At 60.8% G+C, this 22440-nt stretch carries 17 protein-coding genes; 10 read left to right on the top strand and 7 right to left on the bottom strand.

Features of this window, described 5'->3' with window-relative positions:
* Positions 1 to 329 precede the first annotated feature (329 nt).
* Positions 330 to 1310, bottom strand: a complete 981-nt coding sequence (gene pta / locus ACTQV3_RS03475) for a phosphate acetyltransferase (RefSeq protein WP_441536237.1) — start codon at positions 1308 to 1310, stop codon at positions 330 to 332.
* A 231-nt stretch (positions 1311 to 1541) separates the two neighbouring features.
* On the opposite strand from pta, the gene glf reads away from it, so the two are divergent.
* Together glf and ACTQV3_RS03465 are read left to right on the top strand one after the other, a co-directional pair.
* Entirely contained in the window at positions 1542 to 2744 is a 1203-nt protein-coding gene (glf, locus tag ACTQV3_RS03470) for a UDP-galactopyranose mutase (protein ID WP_427729079.1), read from the top strand.
* Positions 2737 to 3768 carry a glycosyltransferase family 2 protein gene (locus ACTQV3_RS03465; RefSeq protein WP_441536240.1) on the top strand — a complete coding sequence of 344 codons (1032 nt, stop codon included), beginning with the start codon at positions 2737 to 2739 and terminating at the stop codon, positions 3766 to 3768. The genes glf and ACTQV3_RS03465 overlap by 8 nt, the downstream gene beginning before the upstream one ends.
* A 248-nt stretch (positions 3769 to 4016) precedes the next feature.
* On the opposite strand, the gene ACTQV3_RS03460 is transcribed toward ACTQV3_RS03465, so the two are convergent.
* From ACTQV3_RS03460 to ACTQV3_RS03445, 4 genes are all read right to left on the bottom strand, one after another.
* Entirely contained in the window at positions 4017 to 5018 is a 1002-nt protein-coding gene (locus tag ACTQV3_RS03460) for a P1 family peptidase (protein WP_441536242.1), read from the bottom strand.
* A 100-nt stretch (positions 5019 to 5118) separates the two neighbouring features.
* Entirely contained in the window at positions 5119 to 5700 is a 582-nt protein-coding gene (locus ACTQV3_RS03455; RefSeq protein ID WP_441083163.1) for a Maf family protein, read from the bottom strand.
* Entirely contained in the window at positions 5697 to 6239 is a 543-nt protein-coding gene (locus ACTQV3_RS03450) for a DJ-1 family glyoxalase III (RefSeq protein WP_427718432.1), read from the bottom strand. Before ACTQV3_RS03450 ends, ACTQV3_RS03455 begins: the two co-directional genes overlap by 4 nt.
* A gap of 577 nt (positions 6240 to 6816) precedes the next feature.
* Positions 6817 to 7044 (bottom strand): hypothetical protein, encoded by a 228-nt coding sequence (locus ACTQV3_RS03445; RefSeq protein ID WP_441547286.1) that lies wholly within the window; start codon positions 7042 to 7044, stop codon positions 6817 to 6819.
* A gap of 24 nt (positions 7045 to 7068) precedes the next feature.
* On the opposite strand from ACTQV3_RS03445, the gene ACTQV3_RS03440 reads away from it, so the two are divergent.
* The 3 genes from ACTQV3_RS03440 to ACTQV3_RS03430 all read left to right on the top strand — a co-directional run bounded on the left by ACTQV3_RS03440 (position 7069) and on the right by ACTQV3_RS03430 (position 10834).
* Positions 7069 to 7800 (top strand): EamA family transporter, encoded by a 732-nt coding sequence (locus ACTQV3_RS03440; RefSeq protein WP_441057040.1) that lies wholly within the window; start codon positions 7069 to 7071, stop codon positions 7798 to 7800.
* Positions 7801 to 7923: 123 nt separating this feature from the next.
* Positions 7924 to 9354: a 6-phospho-beta-glucosidase gene (locus ACTQV3_RS03435; RefSeq protein ID WP_441069003.1), complete on the top strand. Its 1431-nt coding sequence runs from the start codon at positions 7924 to 7926 to the stop codon at positions 9352 to 9354.
* Positions 9355 to 9385: 31 nt separating this feature from the next.
* Positions 9386 to 10834, top strand: coding sequence for a PTS transporter subunit EIIC (locus ACTQV3_RS03430; protein WP_441536246.1), 1449 nt, complete (start codon positions 9386 to 9388; stop codon positions 10832 to 10834).
* 252 nt (positions 10835 to 11086) lie between these two features.
* On the opposite strand, the gene rlmD is transcribed toward ACTQV3_RS03430, so the two are convergent.
* Complete coding sequence (rlmD, locus tag ACTQV3_RS03425; protein ID WP_441536248.1) at positions 11087 to 12415, bottom strand: 23S rRNA (uracil(1939)-C(5))-methyltransferase RlmD; 1329 nt, start codon at positions 12413 to 12415, stop codon at positions 11087 to 11089.
* 86 nt (positions 12416 to 12501) lie between these two features.
* Positions 12502 to 14910, bottom strand: coding sequence for a polyphosphate kinase 1 (gene ppk1, locus ACTQV3_RS03420; protein ID WP_441550007.1), 2409 nt, complete (start codon positions 14908 to 14910; stop codon positions 12502 to 12504).
* Positions 14911 to 15458: 548 nt separating this feature from the next.
* Between ppk1 and arcA (ACTQV3_RS03415) the strand changes: the two genes are divergently transcribed.
* The 5 genes from arcA (ACTQV3_RS03415) to argF all read left to right on the top strand — a co-directional run bounded on the left by arcA (ACTQV3_RS03415) (position 15459) and on the right by argF (position 22381).
* On the top strand, positions 15459 to 16700 hold the full coding sequence (gene arcA, locus ACTQV3_RS03415) for an arginine deiminase (protein WP_441568605.1): 1242 nt from the start codon (positions 15459 to 15461) through the stop codon (positions 16698 to 16700).
* A 138-nt stretch (positions 16701 to 16838) separates the two neighbouring features.
* Positions 16839 to 18317 (top strand): amino acid permease, encoded by a 1479-nt coding sequence (locus ACTQV3_RS03410; RefSeq protein WP_441040931.1) that lies wholly within the window; start codon positions 16839 to 16841, stop codon positions 18315 to 18317.
* Positions 18318 to 18333: 16 nt separating this feature from the next.
* Positions 18334 to 19458 carry an aminotransferase gene (locus ACTQV3_RS03405; RefSeq protein WP_441040929.1) on the top strand — a complete coding sequence of 375 codons (1125 nt, stop codon included), beginning with the start codon at positions 18334 to 18336 and terminating at the stop codon, positions 19456 to 19458.
* Positions 19459 to 20038: 580 nt separating this feature from the next.
* Positions 20039 to 21280, top strand: a complete 1242-nt coding sequence (gene arcA / locus ACTQV3_RS03400; RefSeq protein WP_427719159.1) for an arginine deiminase — start codon at positions 20039 to 20041, stop codon at positions 21278 to 21280.
* A gap of 105 nt (positions 21281 to 21385) precedes the next feature.
* Positions 21386 to 22381 (top strand): ornithine carbamoyltransferase, encoded by a 996-nt coding sequence (gene argF / locus ACTQV3_RS03395; RefSeq protein WP_154515223.1) that lies wholly within the window; start codon positions 21386 to 21388, stop codon positions 22379 to 22381.
* Positions 22382 to 22440: the final 59 nt, after the last annotated feature.

Here is a 22440-nt window from a genome sequence, read left to right as displayed (position 1 = left end):
GTGCCCCCCTTCGTCGGTGATTTGTTGTTTAGTCGCTAGAAATCATATGACGGGGCGCGGGCCGTGTTCCGCTATGCGGTTGTCAATTTGCGAAAGAAATTATGCGTCACCTTCAGATTCTCAGCCCCAGCTCGTAGCCAAGCCGCCGTCCACCCCAGATCCCCTGAATGCTACGTGGCGGTAGAAGGCCGTACGGGCTAACCCCTGAAAACATTCCGCAGACCAGAAACGCCCCCGTTCGTAGCTCCGGAGGAGCAGAACGGGGGCGTTTCATTGGTCGAGGACGTTTTCAGGGGTTAGCCCGTACGGCCTTCGGGCGAGTGCGTGCGCTACTCAGCCATCTGAGCCTGGACGGCGGTGATGGCTACGACACCCACGATGTCGTCGGCAGAGCAGCCGCGCGAAAGGTCGTTAACCGGCTTGGCGATGCCCTGCAGGATGGGGCCGTAGGCGTCGGCGCCGGCGAAGCGCTGGACCAGCTTGTAGCCGATGTTGCCGGCCTCGAGGTCGGGAAACACGAGCACGTTGGCCTTGCCGGCAACGGAGGAGCCGGGAGCCTTGAGCTGGGCGACGTTGGGGACGATGGCGGCGTCGAGCTGCAGGTCGCCATCGATGGCGAGCTCGGGGGCCTTCTCCTTGCAGAACTTCACGGCCTCCTGGACCTTCTTGGCGACTTCGCCGCCGGCGGAACCCATGGTGGAGTAGGAGAGCATAGCCACGTGCGGCTCAACGTTGCCCATGAAGGTGGACCAGGAGTGAGCGGAGGCGATGGCGATCTCGGAGAGCTCATCGGAGGACGGGTTGATGTTGAGGCCGCAGTCGGCGAAGATCAGCGTGCCGTCGGTGCCGAACTGCGGGGTGTCGGTGCACATCACAAAGAAGGCCGAGACCAGCTTGGTGCCCGGGGCGGTCTTGAGGATCTGCAGCGCGGGGCGCAGGGTGTCGGCGGTGGAGTGGCAGGCACCGGAGACCAGGCCATCGGCATCGCCCATCTTGACCATCATGGTGCCAAAGTAGGTGGCGTCCATCACCTGGGCGCGAGCCTGCTCGATGGTGACACCCTTCTTGGCGCGGAGCCCGGCAAACTTCTGCGCGTACTCCTCGTGCTTCTCGGCATTGCGCGGGTCGATGACGGTAGCGCCGGGAACGTTGATCTCGTCGGGGTTGCCCAAGATGACGATCTTTGCCAAGCCCTCCTCGATGATCTTGGTAGCTGCGATGATGGTGCGCGGATCTTCGCCCTCGGGCAGGACGATCGTCTTAAGGTCGGCCTTGGCGGCAGACTTCATACGGTTTAGGAAATCGCTCATGTTACTCCTTACAAGCGTTTCGCTAAGCTCCAGGCACCCGGCTTTCCACGAATAAACCCGCTGCTAGCGGGTTTACCTTTCAAATATGTACGCCGGGGTGCTTGAGCTTTCCTTGTGTGGCAAGCTCATTATAGGACGCATTAGCGCTATAATCGCTCTGATAAATATGTCTCGAAGAATGTTCGAGAAAAGCCCAGCTAACGAGCCCGTGGCTTTTGACAAGGAGTATCGATGCAGATTACCTCAGGCCTGCCTGAAGGCTTTAACGCCGGCGCATACGACATGATTGTCGTCGGTGCCGGGTATGCCGGTGCCGTTTGTGCCCGCCGTCTTGCCGAGACCATCGGCTATCGCGTTGCCGTTTTGGAGCGCCGTGGCCACATTGCGGGCAATGCTTACGACTGCTTTGATGAGGCCGGGATCCTGGTCCACGAGTATGGTCCGCACATTTACCATACCTTTAACGAACGCGTCCACAATTTTCTGTCGCGCTTTACCAAGTGGACGGACTACCAGCACAAGGTGCTCGCCAACATCAACGGCACCCTTATGCCCGTGCCTTTTAACCACGCGAGCCTCAAGCTCGCCTTTGGCGATGAGCGCGGCGAGGAGCTGTATCAGAAGCTCGTGGAGACCTTTGGCAAGGACGTCAAGGTGCCCATCATGGAGCTGCGCAAGAAGAACGACCCGGATCTTGCCGAGGTCGCCGATTACGTCTACGAGAACGTCTTTTTGCATTACACCATGAAGCAGTGGGGCCAGACGCCCGACCAGATCGATCCCTCGATCACCGGCCGCGTTCCCGTCTTTGTGGGCGACGATGACCGCTATTTCCCGCAGGCTCCCTTCCAGGGCATGCCGCAGGACGGCTATACCGCGTTGTTCGAGCATATGCTCGACCACGATCTGATTGATGTGTTCTGCGACGTGGACGCCCGCGACCTCTTTGAGATCGACGAGACCACCGTCAAGATCGACGGCAAGGTCTATGGCGGCGAGATCGTCTACACCGGTCCGCTCGACGAGCTGTTCAACCTCGACTTGGGCGCTCTGCCGTACCGTACGCTCGACATGAAGTTCGAGACGCTCGATATGGACCAGTTCCAGCCCGTGGGCACCGTCAATTACACCACGAGCGAGGATTACACGCGCATCACCGAGTTCAAGAACATGACTGGTCAGGTCCTGCCCGGCAAGACCACCATCATGAAGGAGTATTCCAAGGCCTATACGCCCGGCTCGGGTGAGACGCCCTATTACGCCATTCTGGAGCCCGAGAACCGCGAGCTCTATGAGCGCTATCTTGAGCGCGTCCAGAACCTGACGAACTTCCACCCGGTGGGTCGCCTGGCCGAGTATCGTTACTACGATATGGATGCCGTGACCAACTCTGCCCTCGATCTTTCGGATGAGATTATCGCCTGCCATGCATAAAGTCATATCATTCGGTATTCCCTCGTATAACGCCGCCAAGGACATGGACCATTGCATCACCTCCATTCTGGAGGGGAGCAATTACGCCACCGATATCGAGATCATCATCGTCGATGACGGTTCCAAGGACGAGACGGCAGCTAAGGCCGATGAGTGGGAGGCGCGTTACCCCGGTATCATCCGCGCGGCGCATCAGGAGAACGGCGGCCACGGCATGGCCGTCCTCTCGGGCCTGCGCGAGGCGCAGGGCACCTACTACAAGGTCGTCGACTCGGACGACTGGCTCGACGGTGCGGCGCTTTCGACCATGCTTTCGATTCTGCGTGGCTTTGAGGAGCGCGACCAGCGCGTCGATCTGTTTATCTCGAACTATGTGTACGAGAAGGTTTACGAGGGTACGCATACCGCTATTGGTTACAAGTTTGCCCTGCCGCGCAAAAAGATCTTTACCTGGGACCAGATTGGCCATTTCCGTCCGGACCAGAATTTGCTCATGCACAGCCTGTGTTATCGCACGGATGTGCTGCGCGCGTCCAATCTGCCTATGCCGCCGCACACGTTCTATGTCGACAATATCTACGCCTACGTGCCGCTGCCGCGCTGCAAGACCATGTACTACGCCGACATCGACCTCTATCGTTACTTTATCGGTCGCGAGGGCCAGAGCGTCAACGAGGCCACGATGGTCAAACGTCTGGACCAGCAGTTTCGCGTGACGCGCATTATGATGGAGGCGTTCCATCTGTACAGCGATGTCGAGTCGTCACGTCTGCGCGCGTACATGATGGGCTATTTCACCATGATGGTGGCAATTTGTTCGGTGCTTACCAAGCTTTCCGATGAGGATTGCGCCGACGAGCGCCTGACGACATTGTGGAGTGATTTGAAGGCCTACGACGAGCGTATGTATCGTCGTGCACGCTACGGTGTGGTCGGCTTCTTTACCAACCTGCACGGGCGGGCTGGAGACAAAACCACACTCGGCCTATACCGTCTTGCCTCAAAGATCTTCAAATTCAACTAGCTGTTGAGTAATCGCTGCTGATAGGTTGACTGGGCCCCTTGGCCTTTAGTTTGCTACTGCGAACAGTCCTGCTCGCACGGAAAGCACATTAAGTGCTTTCCGGCTCGTGCGGAACTTGTATCAAACTAAAGGCCAAGGGGCCTTTGCTATAAGAATCGATTGTCAGGCTGCCTGAATTTGAAGATCTTGGGCGCGCGGTACACAGGGGCCTGGGCTGAAAAGTTTTAGTTGGTAGTCGGTCGAGTGGATTACTTCGCAACGCCGGGGATGCCGTGGGATGTTTTGGCGGTTTTGGCTCCGTTTACGATGGCGGTTTCCAGGGCCCTTACGGCGAGCATGCCCAGCAGGTCTAGGGGAACGGCGGCGCTTGCCTGGCTGCCCAGCTTGCCGCTGGCAAGGGTGTAGATGGTGTCACCGTCGTTGGTGGTGTGTGTGGGGCGGATGGCGTGTGCATAGGCGTCTGCGGCCATCTGGGAGACCTTGGTGGCCTGGGCCTTAGTGAGCTCCACGTTGGTGACGATGCAGCTGATGGTGGTGTTGGTGCGGTCGAGTGGCATTTTCATAGAGCCGGCGGCGGCAAGGGCGGCGAGCTCCATGTCGACGATCTGGTCGCTATCGGCTGCGGCGCGCATGCCGGCCACCCACTCGCCGGTGGTCGGGTCGACCACGTTGCCACAGGCGTTGACCGAGACCACGGCGCCCACCTTGACGGTGCCGAGTGTCACGGCAGCAGCTCCAAGGCCAGCCTTCATGCAGGTGGCGGGCCCCATGAGCTTGCCTACGGTGGCGCCGGTGCCGGCACCTACATTGCCCTGATCGAGTGTGGTGGGGGTATGGTCGAGCGCCTCGCGCACGGCGGCGATACCGGCCTCAATGTCGGGACGCACGGTGGGATCGCCAAAGGCGAGGTCGAAGATGCAGCTGGAACACACGATGGGCACCTGCGTGGGGCCGACGGGCAGGCCGATGCCGTGGCTCTCGAGTTCGCGGGCCACGCCGCTTGCCGCCTCGAGACCAAAGGCCGAACCGCCCGAAAGGCAGACGGCGTGGACCTTATCGACGGTGTTCTCGGGACGCAGCAGATCGGTCTCGCGCGAAGCGGGAGCGCCACCACGTACGTCAACGCCGCCGGTGGCACCCTCGGGCGCCACGATTACGGTGCAGCCGGTGCCGGCCTCCTCGTCTGTATAGTTGCCAAAGCAAAAGCCATCGACATCGCAAACGTCAATGGCTTCGAGCAGGGTGTCCATGTTTTCTCCTATCGGTTTTCCGCCGGGCCTTATGCTCGGTCGGGATCCGTGCGGTACGGCAAAATTGTAGGCGCCGGGGGATACCCAGCGCCAGATGCAATTACGAGAGTTTTTGAATCGCGCGTGCGACGCGAGCGATGGGTAAGCCCACCACGTTGTAGAAGTCGCCCGAAATGTCATGCACGAGCATGCGGCCGCCTGTGCCCTGGATACCGTAGGCTCCGGCCTTGTCCATGGGTTCGCCGGAGGCAACATAGTGCCCGATCTGCTCCTCGGTAAGCTCATAGAACGTCACGTCGGTCACATCGACAAACGACAGACTTTCGGCGGCATGCGGAGCTGCAGTGTCGCCGGCTTTAACGATGCAGACGCCGGTTGCCACCTGGTGCGTGCGGCCCGAAAGCTCGCGGAGCATGGTGCGTGCCTCGTTCTCGTCTGCCGGCTTGCCCAAAATTTGCCCGTCAAAGGTGACAATGGTATCGGCTGCGACAGTCAGTTCGTTGGGCTCGGCGTGCTCGGAGGCAACGGCAGCGGCTTTGGCGCGTGCCAAGCGTTCGACAAGCGTAAGCGGAGCTTCGCCATCAAAAGGTGTTTCGTCGATATCTGCGGGAATTACGCGAACGTCATAGCCCGCCTCGCGCATCAGCTCTATGCGGCGCGGCGATTGCGAAGCCAAAATCATAGCTGGATGCCCTCGGCAACCTTCTCGACGGCCTTGTCGCCGGCGAGTGTGCGCAGCAGCTCCAAGGCAAAGGGAAGTGACTGTGCCATGCCGCTGGCAGTGATGATGTTGCCGTCTTGCGTGACCTTCTCGCCGGTATAAGCACCCTCGGGGAAGCTCTTCTCAAAGCCGGGGAAGCACGTGGCTCGGCGTCCCTCGAGCAGACCAAGCTCACCCAGGATAAACGGGGCGGCGCAGATGGCGGCAACGTGCTTGGTTGCGGCGAACTCGCAGACTACATCGCAGACACGCTGGTCGGCGCGCAAGTTGGTGGCTCCGGGCAGGCCGCCGGGCAGCACGATGCAGTCGTACTCCTCAAAGTTGATCTCATCAAAGAGCGCATCGCAGGTCACGGGAATCTGCAGCGAGCTCACGACCTCGCGTGTGGGCATGATCGAGACGAGCGTGGCGCGCACGCCGCCGCGACGCATGACATCGACCATGGTCAGGCATTCAATAGTTTCAAAGCCATCGGCGGCGAGAACGGCAACGCTGGGCATGAGGGTTCCTTTCGTAAGGCGGCATACAATTAGCCGTCTTATACCCCGAAGACCTATGCTTGCCACGCTCGATTTCCCAATGTTTAAAAAGGGACGGGGCTATTTTAGCTACCCTCACCCATCCTTAACAATCTCAATCTGTAACAGCTAGGCCCACTTTTGACCCCTAACTGTTACAGATCAAGATAAACGGAAACCGCCTCGACAAAACGTCTAAATCTGTAACATCTACGGACCAAAACCGGGTCTTACTGTTACAGATCGAGACAGTCCCCAACGCACCGCCCCGCTCGGGGAACGACCGCCACAGGTACGGCGGGCAGAGACTCACTTTTTTCTCGGTTTTTCTTGACGGAATCTCACCTGTTGTAGTACTTTGTCTCAGTCTAAAAACGCGTGGACTTTTCTGGGCGCTAGCCACCTTTTTGCCACGCAACCGAGCAGTCGGTTGCGTGGCTTTTTTCGTCTTGGCAGCAGGTGCCACATGAACCGCCAGAAGACCGCACGAGCCCACCTTCCGACTGCAGGGAACAGACGCACGAGACGTGCATCTGCAAGACAGCAGACGGAAGGGAGCCTAATGGCAGGAACAAACACAATCAAGCAACAGGCCGCCGGGGCAGGAGCCACGGGCGCGGGACAGGCCAAGGCGGCGCTCCAGGTCTTTGCGGGCGGCGCCTGCTACGGCGCGATGGCCACGACCTACAAGCTCGCCTACGCCGCGGGCTTCACCTCGGCGCAGGTGGTGGCGAGCCAGGCGTGGTTCGGCTGCCTCTTCTTCGCTCTCGCCACACTCGCGGGCCACGCACTCGGGCACCGCTGGCAGCGCGTGGGATGGAAGCTCGCCCTTAAGCTCATGGGCCTGGGAGCCCTCACCTGCCTCACCTCAATCCTCTACTGCTACGCCATGAGCGTGCTGCCCGCCCCGGTGGCGCTCACGCTCCTCTTCCAGTTCACGTGGCTGGGGCTCCTGTGGCAGACCGTCATGACGCGCCGACCGCCGAGGGCCCTCCAAGTGGTCTCCGCCCTGGTCATCGTCTTCGGAACGGTGTTCGCCAGCGGCGTTTACAAGACCGGCATCACCGGGTACGACCCCGTGGCCCTGCTCTGCGCGCTGGGGGCGGCCGTGTCCTGTTCCCTCTTTGTCACCCTCTCCGGCAAGGTCGAGGCCCCCTGCTCGTCCGAGCAGCGTGGCGTCATCGTATGCGCGGGCTCCGTGGTCATGTCGCTCACGGTGTGCCCAGACTACGTCGTCTCGGGCGTCCTCGCCCAGGGCATCCTGCCCTTTGCCGTCATCGCCGGCTTCTTTGGCATGCTCTGCCCGGTCCTGCTCTTCGGCATGGGCTCTCCGCACCTGCCCGCGGGCCTCTCCACTGTCATGGCCGCCGCGGAACTCCCCGCCGGCCTGCTCATCGCCATGATCGTCCTCGGCGAGCCGCTCGGCGTCGTCGAGTGGCTGGGCGTCGCCATCATCCTCGCCGGCGTGTGCCTGGCGCAGGTCCCCTCCCTGCTTGGAGGCCGGGAGGCACGTCGCGCCGCCGCAGGACAAGCCGTCAGCTAGTCATCCCTTCACAGGCGGCCCGCGCGCATCAGGGAAAGGGCCACGGGCCCGGCGCGTGAGGTCGCAAGGACGTTATTAAAGCGTCCCCCGCAGAGGTGGGGACGCCAGAGAGAAGGAGGCACCATGCCATTTCCAAAAGGGTTCCTTTGGGGAGGAGCCACCGCCGCCAACCAATGCGAGGGAGGTTATGACGAGGGCGGCCGCGGCCTTGCCAATGTCGACGTCATCCCACACGGGCCGGAGCGCAACGACGTGAGTCGCGGCCTGAGGCGCATGCTCGACTTCGAGCCCGGGTACTACTATCCGGCCCAGACGGGCATCGACTTCTACCACCGCTACCGCGAGGACATAGCCCTCTTCGCGGAGATGGGCTTCAAGGTCTTTCGCCTCTCCATCGCCTGGAGCCGCATCTTCCCCAACGGCGACGAGGAGGAGCCCAACGAGGCCGGGCTCGCCTTCTACGAGGACGTGTTCCGCTGCTGCCGCGAGCACGGGATCGAGCCCCTCGTGACCATCACGCACTTCGACTGCCCCATCCACCTCGTCAAGAAGTACGGCGCCTGGCGAAACCGCACCCTCATTGAGCTCTACAAGCGGCTCGTGACGGTGCTCTTCAACCGCTACCGCGGCCTCGTGCGCTGGTGGATCACGTTCAACGAGATGAACATGATCTTGCACCGTCCCTTCATGGGTGCCGGCATCGTCCTCGAGCCCGGGGAGAATGCCCGCGAGGCCGAGTACCGCGCCGCGCACAACGAGCTCGTGGCCAGCGCCTGGGCCACCAAGATCGCCCACGAGGTCGACCCGGAGAACAAGGTGGGCTGCATGCTCGCCGCGGGAAGCTACTACCCCTACTCCTGCCGCCCCGAGGACGTCCGCGCGGCGCAGGTCAAGAACCAGGAGGACCTCTTCTTCGTGGACGTGCAGGCGCGCGGGCACTACCCCGGCTACGCGATCAAGATGCTCGAGCGCGAGGGCATCGACGTGGGCATGACCGCCGAGGACGAGCGCATCCTTGCGGAGAACACCGTCGACTTCATCTCGTTTAGCTACTACTCCTCGCGCTGCACCGCGGGCGACCCCGATTCCGTGGGCGGCGTCGCCGAGGGCAACGCCTTCGCCGGCGTGGAGAACCCCTACGTGCGCACGAGCGACTGGGGCTGGGTCATCGACCCGCTGGGATTCCGCATCACGATCAACGACCTCTGGGACCGCTACCAAAAGCCGCTCTTTGTGGTGGAGAACGGCCTCGGCGCCTATGACGAGGTGCTTCCCGACGGCACGATCGAGGACGACTACCGTATCGCCTACCTGCGCGAGCACATCGAGGCCATGCGCGACGCCATCGAGCAGGACGGCGTCGAGATGCTCGGCTATACCACCTGGGGACCAATCGACCTCGTGAGCGCGGGCTCCGGCGAGATGGAGAAGCGCTACGGCTTCATCTACGTGGACCGCGACAACCTGGGCAACGGCACGCTCGAGCGCAGGCGCAAGAAGAGCTTCTACTGGTACCGACAGGCCATCGCCACCAACGGAGGCGACCTGGGCTAGCCGCCCGGGCAATATCACTAAGGAGAAAATAATGGCAGAAAAATACGACGATCTGGCCAGATCCATACTCGAGAACGTAGGCGGCGCCGAGAACGTCGCCAGCGTCGCGCACTGCATCACGCGCGTGCGCTTCAAGCTCAAGGACGAGTCCCGCGCCAACACGGCCAAGATTGAGGCCCTCAAGGGCGTCATCCAGGTCATCCAGGCCAACGGCCAGTACCAGGTGGTCGTGGGTAACATCGTCGAGGACGTCTACGACGCGGCCCTGGAGGCCGGTAACTTCTCGGGCGGCGCAAGCGCCGACGACGAGCCCCAGGGCGATAAGACCGTTGCCTCCGTCATCATCGACCTCATCTCTGGCATCTTCCAGCCCATCCTGGGACCGCTTGCCGCCGCAGGCATCATGAAGGGACTGCTTGCCCTCATCACCTACTTCGTCCCGGCCTTTGCAAACGACGGCCTCTACACGCTGCTCTACACCGTGGCTGACGGCTTCTTCTACTTCCTTCCGGTCGCCCTGGCGTTCAGTGCCGCGCGCAAGTTCCGCATGAACGAGTTCACTGGCGTGGCAATCGGCGTGGCGCTCCTCTACCCGACGATGGTCGCCCTGACCTCGGGCGAGGCGCTCGGCAGCATCGACCTCGGCGTGGCCGGCACGTTCTCGTGGTACGCCACCGCCCTCGGGGTCCCCATCATCATGCCCGTGTCCGGCTACGTGAGCTCGGTGATTCCCGTCCTTCTCATGGTGTGGTTCGGCTCTATCATTGAGCGCTGGCTCAAGAGCTGGATGCCGGCTGCGCTCAAGATGTTCCTCGTCCCGCTCGCCACGATGACGGTCTCCATCGTCTTGGGCTACCTCGTCATCGGCCCGGTGGCCACCCTCATCACCAACCTGCTGAGCGCGGCGTTCTCGTTCATCTTCCAGCTTCCCGTGGTTGGTTCCGTCTTGGGCAGCGCCCTGGTCGGCGGACTGTGGATGTGCCTCGTCATCTTTGGCTTCCACTGGAGCCTCATCCCCATCTCCATCATGAACCTGAACACCCTCGGCCACGACAGCGTGCTCGCCGCCACCATCGGCCACGGGTTCGCGCTCGGAGCGGTCATCTTTGCCATGTATCTTAGAAACAAGGACGAGCGCTTCCGCGGCATCGCCCTTCCCGCGATGATCTCCGCCTTCTTCTTCGGCGTCACCGAGCCGGGCATCTACGGCATCGCCCTCCCCAACAAGCGCGCGTTCGTCGTGGCATGCCTGAGCTCCGCCGTGGGCGGCGCCATCGTGGGAATGACGGGCGCCCTCATGTACATCTCGGGTGGCCTCGGTGTCTTCAACCTGCTCAACTTCATCGACGGGACCCCTGGTGGCGCCGGAATCTCCCACATGATCTTCGCGATCATCGCCTCGCTCGTCTCTGCCGTCCTGGCCTTTGTTATCGAGTTCATCACCTACCGGCCCAACGACGACGAGGAGGGCGCCTGCTAGCTTGGGCCCTTCTCGACCAGCTCTATGTAGTTGAGGGCAGTTGAGGTGGGTGAGGGCCGAGGGCGGTCGAGGCGGCCGCCCTCGGTCCGGGACAACCTGCCAGAAGGCGTTTAGCTTTCTCGGGCGGCAGTTCAATGTCCAAGAAATGGGGGGCGGTTTAATTTTGGGACGGGGATTAAATAATCATTCGGAACAAATTTATTTTTATCCCCGTCCCAGAAAAATCATCGGGTGTGGTCTTGGGCAAACAGTCTAGTTGCGCTTGAGATGGACGACGGTTTCACAGTGGAAGGTTTGCGGGAACAGGTCGACCGGCGTGATCTTGACGGGGGAGAAGGTGCCTTCCTCGACAAAGCACTTAAGATCGCGTGCCAGAGTCGCCGGATCGCAGCTCACGTAGGCCACGTCGCGGGCGCTCGTGCTGGCGATGAGGTCGATTGCCTCGGGTGCCAGACCTGCACGCGGCGGGTCGACCACCAGGACATCGGCATCCTGGTCGGGGAACTCGCGCACGGCATCGCCGCCGATGACATCGACGTTATCGAGCTTGTTGATCTCGAGGTTGCGGCGCAGGTCGCGCACGGCCGGGCCGTAGGCCTCGACGGCGGCAACAAAATCACAGCGGCGGGCGAGCGGTAGGGTAAAGGTGCCGGCGCCGCAGTACAGATCCATGGCAAGCTCATCTTCTTGCGGGTCGAGCGCCTCCATGACAAGCTCGATCAAAATCTCGGCGCCCTTGGTGTTGACCTGGAAAAACGATGGGGCCGAAAGGCGCATCTGGCCGTCGGCGATGTTCTCGGTCCAGGAGCCCTCGCCGGCGAGCATCTCCACCTTGGAGACGCGGCGGGCCTTCTTCTCGCCCTTGCTCATGACGCGCACTACGCTCGTGGGGCGAGCGGCGTCTGCCAACACGCGCGAGACCTGCGAGCGCGGGAAGGAGCCCGTGGGCGTCCAAAGTGCGACTTCGAGTGCCTTGGTGCGACGCGAAGCGCGAATGCCCACGCGCTCCAGACCCAGATCGTGACTGCCGCTCAGATAGTTGAGCGCGCCGACGACCGATTTGAGCGCCTTGGGAAAACGCTTATCGAACAGCGGGCACGAATCTACGGTGACGATCTTGCTGGGATCGACGCCGTGCATGCCAAGGCGAACGCGGCCGTTAACGAGGGTGGGCTCCAGCTCAATCTTGTTGCGGTAGCTCCAGTCGTCCTTGGTGTGGCGGATGGGCTGGACAAGATCGTTGACCTGCTCGGGGGCGAACTTGCCAATGCGCTCGAGCGTGGAGCGCAGGTTTTGCTCTTTGGCGGCAAGCTGCGCGGTGCGCGAGAGATTGCCCCACGAACAACCGCCGCAGACGCCCACGAAGGGGCAGGGGGGCTGAATGCGATCGGGGCCCGGCTCCAGAATCTCGGTCGTGCGGGCGCGCATAAACGACTTGCCGTCCTGCACGATCTCGGCCTCGACGGTGTCGCCTGCCACGGCGCCCTGCACAAAGACGGCCTTGCCGTTGTCGGCGTGCGCCAGTCCGTCGGCGCCGTAGGTCATCGATTCTATGGTGAGCTTCATGTTCCTGCCTGTCATTCGCGGTATTGTTCGCAACCATGGTAGCAGTGAAAAGCGCCCCGTATTTGGGGTATTCCTCAAATACGGGGCGCTTCTACAAACGTCTATTTCGTCTTGCCGGTAATGAGCGTCTTAAGGCCTAGGCCGATCAGGCCCAGTCCCATGCGCACGCGACCGGGGCGATGGCGCTCGATGGTCTTGGTCTTGCCAGCGGGCTTCTCGCGGCGGGCGCCCTTCTGGGACGCGGGGTTGGCCGTCTGCGGTTGGGGCCGAGGAGCAGGCTCGGACTCAGGCTCTATGACGGTTGCCTGAACCTTCTGGACCTCGGGTGCGGCCGGCTGCGGTTCGAGCTCAGGCTTGGATGCGAGCGTAGGTTCTGCCTTGGCGACGGCCCCGGCGTTGCGATAGGCACGCTCCAGCAGAGCTTCCTGCGAGTTGAAGGGCTTCTCGCCTTCTTTGCGCTCCACGGGAATCCAGGTGCCGTCACTCGTCAGACTGCGTGCCTTCACGTTGTCGCGCAGCTGCATGCCCATGTACTCGTGCACCTGGGCGCGGCAGGTGGGGTCGAGCACGGGGAAGGCGATCTCCACGCGGTGCTCGGTGTTGCGCGTCATCATGTCTGCCGAGCTCAGGTAGATCATATCCGAGTCCACGCCAAAGGCATAGACGCGCGCATGCTCCAAAAAGCGTCCGACGATGGAGCGCACGTGCACGTTCTCGGTCTTGCCCGGAACACCGGGCTTGAGGCACGAGATACCGCGGATGATCATGTCCACGCGCACACCGGCACACGATGCCTCGGCGATCTTGTCGATGACCTCGCGGTCGGTAAGCGAGTTGAGCTTAAAGAACACGCGGGCGGGCTCGCCGACAAGGGCACGCTGAATCTCGCGGTCCAGGCCGCGCATGATGAGCGGCTTGAGGCCCACGGGCGCCACGCCCAGGAAGCGGTAGTCGCCGCGCAGGTTGCCCAGCGACAGGTTGCGGAAGAACAGGTTGGCGTCCTCGCCGATGCCGGGATGCGCGGTCATGAGCATAAAGTCGCTGTAGAGCTTGGCCGTCTTCTCGTTAAAGTTGCCGGTACCCAAAAGCGTCAGACGGGTAAGCGCCATGCCCTCGCGATAGGTGAGCTGGCAGATCTTGGAATGGCATTTAAAGCCCTCGGAGCCGTAGATAACGGTGCAGCCGGCCTCTTCCAGCCGCTCGGCCCATTCGATGTTGTTTTGCTCGTCAAAGCGGGCGCGGAGCTCCATGAGCACTGTAACCTCTTTGCCGTTTTCGGCAGCATCGATGAGCGACTCGCACAGGCGGCTTTGTTTGGCCACGCGGTAGAGCGTGATGCGAAGCGAGATGCACTCGGGGTCGTAGGCTGCTTCGTGCACCAGGTCCAAGAACGGATTCATGGTCTCGTAAGGGTAAAAGAGCAGCTTGTCGTGCTGCAGCACCTGATCGCGGATGGAGCGGGTCATATCGATGGTGGGGTTGGGCTGCGGCCTAAACGGCGTAAAGAGCAACTCGTTTCGTAGATGCTCGGGTATTTTGCCCTCGATGCCAAAGACATAGCCCAGGTTGAGCGGGATATCGCAGGTAAAAACCGAGCGGCGCGAAAGCTCGAGCGCTTTGCGGATGGTCTTGAGCGTTGGCTTTTCGAGCGAGCCCGATACGGCGAGCACCACCGGCTGCAGGCGCAGGCGCTTCTTGAGGATGCGCTTCATGTGCTGGCGGTAATCCTCTTCCTCCTCGACGCCCTCGCCGTCCGGATCGATGTCGGCGTTGCGGGTGACGCGGATGAGCGCGCGGTCGAGCGGCTTATAGGAGCCGAAGCAGCTGTCCAGGCAGGCGAGGATGACGTCCTCGAGCAGAATGTAGGAGTAGGTGCCGGTGGGCGAGGGGATTTCGACCACGCGGTTCATCGAGGCGGGAATCTCGATAAGGCCCAGCAGGCTCTCCTCGTCGGTGATGCCGTCCAGGCCACAAGCCAGATAGAGCGCGCCGTTGCGCAGGTTGGGGAAGGGATGGCGCGGATCGATGACCAGCGGCGAGATGACCGGTGATACGTAGGCCTGGAAGTAGCGGGTTACAAAGGTATGTTCCTCGGGCGTAAGCGAATCGATGCGGGCGCGGTGAACGCCCAAAGCGTCGAGCTTGTCCTCGATGCTCTTAAAGATCGACTCCCAGCGGGTAAGGAGCCCGGGCAGCTCTGCCATGACAGCATCGACCTGTTCGGAGGCGGTCATATTGCTCTTGTTGTCGACGGGCTGTTTTTTGAGCTCTGCCAGATCGGACAAGCCGCCCACGCGCACCATGAGAAACTCGTCGAGGTTTGACTCGAAGATCGAGACGAACTTAAGGCGCTCGAACAGTGGCACAGACTCATCGAAGGCTTCGTCGAGTACGCGGTTATCAAAGCGCAGCCAGCTAAGCTCTCGATTTTGCGTATACGAGAAATCGCGCGGTTTCTTGCGCAGCTTGGCGGCGTTCTGCTTCTTTTCGATTTTGCTCGGCATATGCATCTGTCCGTTCAGTCCCCAAAGGGACGGTAGCCTAACACTGTTTGCTATTGTCTCAATTTAGTCGACCTATGGCACGGACGTATCGCGCGAACGGTATCTGTACCTACTTATTACGCTGACGATCCGAAGCACTAACGTCCGGTGCTTTGAACAAGCGATCTATATCCTCACTCAACTGGTGAGAATGTATGAATAAGAATGATAGCAAGCTGAATATAATCGAATTTAGGTCGAATCGAGGACAAGCGTCATTTATATGCAGAAAACCGTTTTCGCTATGCAATTTTGAATCATGGATAACTTTGAGTGTTCAATCTTGATTTCCTAGAAAAATAACGTTTACCTAGGAAAATCTGCTTTACGAAACTGAAGTGCATCATGGGAAATCATATGCGATATACCGTTCATCGTACTTTGTTGACCGTTCGGGGGCGAGGTGGAATTGCGGGTGGAAATTGGATATAACTAGAGCTGTCAGCAAGCAGCGCTCCATACGGAGGGGCGCTGATACATTCGGCCAGTAAGGCCCGAAAGAAAGGTAGGAGGCCATGACGAAAGGTCTGCACGTGCCTTCCGAGATCGGCAAGCTCAGGAAGGTCTGCCTGCACCGTCCCGGCGACGAGCTCCTCAACCTGCCGCCCGACGAGCTCGAGCGGCTCCTGTTCGACGACGTCCCGTTCCTGGAGGTCGCGCAGCAGGAGCACGACACCTTCGCCCAGATCCTGAGGGACCAGGGCGTCGAGGTGCTCTACCTCGAGAACCTCGTCGCCGAGGTGTTCGACCAGGTCCCCGGCGCCCGCGACGAGTTCACCGACCAGTACATCGCCGAGGCCGGCATCCGCGGGAAGCACATGCCGCAGATCGTCCGCGAGAAGCTGGACTCCATCGAGGACAACCTCGAGTTCGTCAAGAAGACCATGGCCGGCATGACCAAGGCCGAGATCGAGATGCCCCTCACGGCCTCCACGACCCTCGACTCCCTGGTCAACTCCGAGTCCGAGTCCGACCTGATCATCGACCCGATGCCCAACCTCTACTTCACCCGCGACCCGTTCGCGGTCGTCGGCGAGGGCGTCAACCTCAACCGCATGTACTCGGTCACCCGCAACCGCGAGACCCTGTACGGCAAGTACGTCTTCAAGTACCACCCCGACTACAAGGACGTCTCCCTGTACTTCCGCCGCGACTGCCAGTTCCACACCGAGGGCGGCGACGTGCTGAACATCAACGAGAAGACCCTCGCCGTCGGCATCTCCCAGCGCACCCAGGCCGCCGCTATCGACGTCATGGCCCAGAACATCTTCTGGAAATCCGACTCCAAGGTCGAGCGCATCCTGGCCTTCGACATCCCGGTCTCGCGCGCCTTCATGCACCTCGACACGGTCTTCACCCAGATCGACGTCGATAAGTTCACGATCCACCCCGCCATCATGGGCACCCTGCGCGTCTACGAGCTGACCGCCGGCAAGAACCCGGGCGACGTGAACATCCGCCTGATCGAGGACACCCTCGAGCACGTCCTGGAGGACGCCACCGGCGTCGACCAGGTCAAGCTGATCCCCTGCGGCGGCGGCGACCCGATCGCGGCCTCCCGCGAGCAGTGGAACGACGGCTCCAACACCCTGTGCGTCGAGCCCGGCAAGATCTGCGTCTACGCCCGCAACACCGTCACCAACGACGTGCTGTACAAGGAGGGCCTGGACCTTCTCGTCGTGCCCTCCGCCGAGCTCTCCCGCGGCCGTGGCGGCCCGCGCTGCATGAGCATGCCCTTCTGGCGCGAGGACCTCTAAGGTTTTCAAAGACCCGTACAGGTCTTAAAGCAAACGTCTAACTGCCATTAGATGTCTCCCATTGGGGCGGTGCGGATCTTTCGCACCGCCCCATTCTTGTTTAATGAAGCTAATTCAACAACAGATAAGGTGGCCATTATGTCTAAAGACAGTCGTGTCGATAACCCCAACGGTGTCGGCTTTTTCGGCCTTGTCGGCATGGTCGTTTCCTCCTGCATCGGCACGGGCGTCTTCGCCCTTACCGGTCAGCTCGCTAACGTCGCCTCTCCTGGTGCTGCGCTCATCGCTTGGGTCGTTTGCGGCCTGGGCTTTTTGATGCTGGCGCTCTCGCTCGCCAACGTGGGTTCCAAGCGCCCCGATCTTGACGGCGCCTGCGCGTACGCGGAGGAGGGCTTCGGTCCTTTCCACGGATTTATCTCCGGCTGGGGCTATTGGCTTTCCGCCTGGCTCGGCAATGTCGGCTTTGGCACCATGATCGCCCAGGTCCTGGGTTCCGATTATTGCCTGGGCACGATCATGCCGGGCGTGTTCTCGGATCCCGTGACCGGAAACCCCGCTGTCGTCGGCGTCGTTGTCGTGTCGCTGGTCCTGTGGGGTATTACGTTCTTGGTCATTCGCGGCGTCGAGAGCGCTGCGGCCTTCAACGCGATCGTCATGGTCATTAAGATTGCCTCCATCCTGCTGTTCATCGTGTTTTCCTGCTTCGCCTTTAATGCCGGTGTGTTTACCGCCGACTTCTGGGGCACCGCCGCGCGCAATGCCACGATCATCGCCGCCAACGGCGTTGAACTCGGAAGCGTTGCCAACCAGGTCACGCAGTGCATTCTGATCATGATGTGGGTCTTCATCGGCGTCGAGGGCGCTTCGGTCATGTCCGGTCGCGCTAAGCGCAAGAGTGAAGTCGGCTCCGCCACTATCATCGGCTTGATCGTGCTGCTCACCCTCTACATCGGCGCTTCCGTCATTCCGTACGGCGTTGTTGACTATGCCGATCTGGTTGCGGCTCCCAAGCCTGCCACCATTTCCGTGTTCGAGCAGCTTGCTCCCGGCTGGGGCGGCGCCTTCATCTCCTGGGCCATCATCATCTCGGTGTGCGGCTCCTGGCTCTCCTTTACCATGCTTCCCGCCGAGGTCTCCTCGATGATGGCCGACCACGGTCTGCTTCCCAAGTCCTGGGGCGAGGTCAACGCCAAGGGCGCGCCGCAGATGGCCTTGATTATCGTCGGTGCCCTGACGGAGGCGTTCATCATCATCGCCACGTTCGCTGCCGACGCTTATACCTTCGCGATCTCCATGTGCACCGTGACCATCGTTGTCACCTGGGCCTACGCTGCTGCCTATCAGGTCAAGCTCTCTCGCGAGCGCGGCGAGTCGGGCCAGGCTCTTATCGGTATCCTCGCCCTGGTGTTCCAGGTCGTCGGTGTGCTCTTTACCGGCTGGGGTTTCTTGCTGCTTGCCTGTCTGGGCTACATTCCCGGTTTCCTGTTCTATCGCAAGGCACTCACCGAGTCTGGTCAGTCCATGGGCAACGGCCAGGTTATCTGTGCCGTGGTGATCGCCCTTTTGGGCATCATCTCCATTCCCATGACCTTCGCCGGCATCATCCCCGTGTTCTAGCGATTGGAGCCTAGCCATGGATATCAAGACAATCGGCGTTGAGGAATGGCTCAACGTTTGGGAGAAGAGCGCTACGTGGGATATCGCCCAGTCGACGATCTCGTCGCTTACCATGGGCGAGTTGCGCGCGCTCGACGAGCAGGACGGCGCTACCTTCTACGAGCGCCTGGACCGCGAGAAGATGAACTACGGCTGGATCGAGGGCTCGCCCGACTTTAAGGCCGAGGTCGCCAAGCTCTATCGTCGCGAGGTCAATCCCGATCACATTCTTCAGACCAATGGCTGCACGGGTGCCAACCTCAACGCCATCATGGCCGTTGTCGAGCCCGGCGACCACGTGATTGCCGAGTGGCCTACCTATGCGCCGCTCTACGAGATCCCGCGTACACTGGGCGCCGAGGTCGAGTATTGGGAGCTTCGCGAGGAGCTCGGCTGGAAGCCCGATATCGAGGAACTCAAGCGCCTGGTTCGCCCCAACACCAAGCTTATCTGCATCAATAACGCATCGAACCCCATCGGTACGGTGCTTGATGCCGATACGCTCGGTCAGATTGCCGAGATCGCCCGTTCGGTGGGCGCCTACGTGCTGTGTGACGAGGTGTATCTGCCGCTCGAGAACACCGAGTCCTTTATGTCGATGGTCGACGTGTATGAGAAGGCCATTGTCACCAACTCGGTATCTAAGACCTATTCGACGCCTGCAGCCCGCGTGGGTTGGGTCGTGGCCGACGAAGAGGTGTCCAATCGCATCCGTACCTATCGCGATTACACCATGATCTGCGGCGGCGTGTTCAACGATGCCCTGGCGACCTATGTGCTTGAGCACAAGGACAAGATTCTCGAGCGCAACCGCAAGATCGTGTCTGGCAATCGCGATATCGCGCAGGCTTGGATCGATACGCAACATCGCGTTTCCTGGACGGCCCCGCAGGGCGTGTCTACCTCGTTTATCCAGCTTGATATTCCCGAGGACGACGAGGAGTTCTGCAAGCGCCTGTTGTCCGAGAGGGGAGTGCTGCTGGTGCCCGGCAGCCGTTTTGAGCTTCCCTGCGGCGCACGCCTGGGCTACTGCGCGAGCGAAAATGTTCTTCGCGAGGGCCTGAGGCTTCTGGGCGAGGCTCTGGCCGAGTTCGATCGCTAATCCCTTGAGGCCCTCGAAGGACTAAACCTTACTTGGCCCTAGGTGTACCGAATGCAGACCCGCTCCCTTTTGGGGAGCGGGTCTGCATGTCTTTGCCGCCGGAAAAGTCAAGTTGTTACAAATGGGGACGCAAGATCGATCGGGTATTCGACGGGCCTTATACTAAGTTTCCGGTGAACGGTATCCAACGTCTGGTAAACGGTAATCTGTTTGCTAAAAATGAATAGGACAAACTTTTTTATGAATAAAAATTAAAATGGTTGAGAGACAGCAAGAATTGCGAATTCTATTCAAATCGTTGCACGAAATATGCAATCTGAGGGTGGTTTAACAAAGTTTAGTTCCATTTGATTTTTGGATTGAAAACGCGTTTAAGCACGTAAATAAACTTTATTAAATCAAAGTGTGCCATGCGTGAAGTATATGTGTATGCCGTTCACCCCCTATAAAAAACCGTTCGGGGGCAAGGTGGAAGTATGGGTTGATTTTGGATATAAATATGTCGTCAGCAATAACGCCTCACACGGAGGGGCGCTAACGAATCGGCCCTGACAAGGGCCCGAAAGAAAGGTAGGAGGCCATGACGAAAGGTCTGCACGTGCCTTCCGAGATCGGCAAGCTCAGGAAGGTCTGCCTGCACCGTCCCGGCGACGAGCTCCTCAACCTGCCGCCCGACGAGCTCGAGCGGCTCCTGTTCGACGACGTCCCGTTCCTGGAGGTCGCGCAGCAGGAGCACGACACCTTCGCCCAGATCCTGAGGGACCAGGGCGTCGAGGTGCTCTACCTCGAGAACCTCGTCGCCGAGGTGTTCGACCAGGTCCCCGGCGCCCGCGCCGAGTTCACCGACCAGTACATCGCCGAGGCCGGCATCCGCGGGAAGCACATGCCGCAGATCGTCCGCGAGAAGCTGGACTCCATCGAGGACAACCTCGAGTTCGTCAAGAAGACCATGGCCGGCATGACCAAGGCCGAGATCGAGATGCCCCTCACGGCCTCCACGACCCTCGACTCCCTGGTCAACTCCGAGTCCGAGTCCGACCTGATCATCGACCCGATGCCCAACCTCTACTTCACCCGCGACCCGTTCGCGGTCGTCGGCGAGGGCGTCAACCTCAACCGCATGTACTCGGTCACCCGCAACCGCGAGACCCTGTACGGCAAGTACGTCTTCAAGTACCACCCCGACTACAAGGACGTCTCCCTGTACTTCCGCCGCGACTGCCAGTTCCACACCGAGGGCGGCGACGTGCTGAACATCAACGAGAAGACCCTCGCCGTCGGCATCTCCCAGCGCACCCAGGCCGCCGCTATCGACGTCATGGCCCAGAACATCTTCTGGAACTCCGACTCCAAGGTCGAGCGCATCCTGGCCTTCGACATCCCGGTCTCGCGCGCCTTCATGCACCTCGACACGGTCTTCACCCAGATCGACGTCGATAAGTTCACGATCCACCCCGCCATCATGGGCACCCTGCGCGTCTACGAGCTGACCGCCGGCAAGAACCCGGGCGACGTGAACATCCGCCTGATCGAGGACACCCTCGAGCACGTCCTGGAGGACGCCACCGGCGTCGACCAGGTCAAGCTGATCCCCTGCGGCGGCGGCGACCCGATCGCGGCCTCCCGCGAGCAGTGGAACGACGGCTCCAACACCCTGTGCGTCGAGCCCGGCAAGATCTGCGTCTACGCCCGCAACACCGTCACCAACGACGTGCTGTACAAGGAGGGCCTGGACCTTCTCGTCGTGCCCTCCGCCGAGCTCTCCCGCGGCCGTGGCGGCCCGCGCTGCATGAGCATGCCCTTCTGGCGCGAGGACCTCTAAGTCTTTCCGTTTCCGGTGCGGTCCCCCTACAACCGCACCGGTTTTGCCCGTCAAACGGGCAACACTAATAACTTGCGTAATTCATTTTTCGAAAGGAAACGAACCATGGGTGTTAACCTCTCCGGCCGTAGCTTCCTCAAGCTCCTCGACCTCACCACCGAGGAGATCGAGTACCTGCTCAAGCTCTCCAAGAACTTCAAGGACATGAAGCGCGCTGGCGTTCCGCATCGCTATCTCGAGGGCAAGAACATCGTTCTGCTCTTCCAGAAGACCTCCACTCGTACCCGCTGCGCCTTCGAGGTCGGCGGCATGGATCTGGGCATGGGCGTAACCTACCTCGATCCGGGTTCGTCGCAGATGGGCAAGAAGGAGTCCATCGAGGACACCGCCCGCGTTCTCGGCCGCATGTATGACGGCATCGAGTTCCGTGGTTTTGCCCAGGACGACGTCGAGGAGCTCGCCGCTAAGTCCGGCGTGCCCGTGTGGAACGGCCTGACCACTGAGTGGCATCCCACCCAGATGCTCGCCGACATCCTGACCGTCCAGGAGAACTTCAACTACGACATCAAGGGCAAGACCCTCGTCTTCATGGGCGACTGCAAGAACAACGTTGCTCGCTCCCTCATGGTTGTCTGCTCCAAGCTCGGCATGAATTTCGTGGCCTGTGGCCCCGAGGAGTGCATGCCCGCTGACGACGTCATCGAGGCCTGCAAGCCTATCGCCGAGGCTAACGACTGCACCATCAAGCTGACCACCGACGTCAAGGACGGCGTCACCGGTGCCGACGTTATCTACACCGACGTGTGGGTCTCCATGGGCGAGCCTGACGAGGTCTGGGCCGAGCGCATCGCTCAGCTCACCCCGTATCGTGTCACCTCCGAGGTCATGGCTATGGCCAACCCGGGTGCCATCTTCCTGCACTGCCTGCCCAGCTTCCACGACACCAACACCACGATTGGCGCCGAGAAGTGCGAGCAGTTCGGCATTACCGAGCAGGAGGTCACCGACGAGGTCTTCGAGAGCCCCGCTTCCAAGGTTTTCGACGAGGCCGAGAACCGCATGCACACCATCAAGGCTGTCATGTACGCAACGCTCAAGTAAGAGCCTTTAAGCATTTCGCTCGGGGTGTATTGCTGCACACCCCGAGCGGTTTGTCTGGT

The organism is Collinsella sp. LCP19S3_A7 (genome assembly GCF_052121995.1).
GTDB lineage: Bacteria > Actinomycetota > Coriobacteriia > Coriobacteriales > Coriobacteriaceae > Collinsella.
Note: the sequence above shows the minus strand (reverse complement) of the source record. Positions and strands in the feature narration are given on the sequence as shown.

What these genes read in the sequence shown, in the direction of transcription:
- pta (WP_441536237.1), bottom strand. Translation starts at nt 1,310, where the DNA reads ATGAGCGATTTCCTAAACCGTATGAAGTCTGCCGCCAAGGCCGACCTT.
- ACTQV3_RS03460 (WP_441536242.1), bottom strand. Translation starts at nt 5,018, where the DNA reads ATGGACACCCTGCTCGAAGCCATTGACGTTTGCGATGTCGATGGCTTT.
- ACTQV3_RS03430 (WP_441536246.1), top strand. Translation starts at nt 9,386, where the DNA reads ATGGCAGAAAAATACGACGATCTGGCCAGATCCATACTCGAGAACGTA.
- ACTQV3_RS03450 (WP_427718432.1), bottom strand. Translation starts at nt 6,239, where the DNA reads ATGCCCAGCGTTGCCGTTCTCGCCGCCGATGGCTTTGAAACTATTGAA.
- ACTQV3_RS03455 (WP_441083163.1), bottom strand. Translation starts at nt 5,700, where the DNA reads ATGATTTTGGCTTCGCAATCGCCGCGCCGCATAGAGCTGATGCGCGAG.
- glf (WP_427729079.1), top strand. Translation starts at nt 1,542, where the DNA reads ATGCAGATTACCTCAGGCCTGCCTGAAGGCTTTAACGCCGGCGCATAC.
- ACTQV3_RS03435 (WP_441069003.1), top strand. Translation starts at nt 7,924, where the DNA reads ATGCCATTTCCAAAAGGGTTCCTTTGGGGAGGAGCCACCGCCGCCAAC.
- ACTQV3_RS03465 (WP_441536240.1), top strand. Translation starts at nt 2,737, where the DNA reads ATGCATAAAGTCATATCATTCGGTATTCCCTCGTATAACGCCGCCAAG.
- ppk1 (WP_441550007.1), bottom strand. Translation starts at nt 14,910, where the DNA reads ATGCATATGCCGAGCAAAATCGAAAAGAAGCAGAACGCCGCCAAGCTG.
- arcA (WP_427719159.1), top strand. Translation starts at nt 20,039, where the DNA reads ATGACGAAAGGTCTGCACGTGCCTTCCGAGATCGGCAAGCTCAGGAAG.
- ACTQV3_RS03405 (WP_441040929.1), top strand. Translation starts at nt 18,334, where the DNA reads ATGGATATCAAGACAATCGGCGTTGAGGAATGGCTCAACGTTTGGGAG.
- rlmD (WP_441536248.1), bottom strand. Translation starts at nt 12,415, where the DNA reads ATGACAGGCAGGAACATGAAGCTCACCATAGAATCGATGACCTACGGC.
- arcA (WP_441568605.1), top strand. Translation starts at nt 15,459, where the DNA reads ATGACGAAAGGTCTGCACGTGCCTTCCGAGATCGGCAAGCTCAGGAAG.
- argF (WP_154515223.1), top strand. Translation starts at nt 21,386, where the DNA reads ATGGGTGTTAACCTCTCCGGCCGTAGCTTCCTCAAGCTCCTCGACCTC.
- ACTQV3_RS03410 (WP_441040931.1), top strand. Translation starts at nt 16,839, where the DNA reads ATGTCTAAAGACAGTCGTGTCGATAACCCCAACGGTGTCGGCTTTTTC.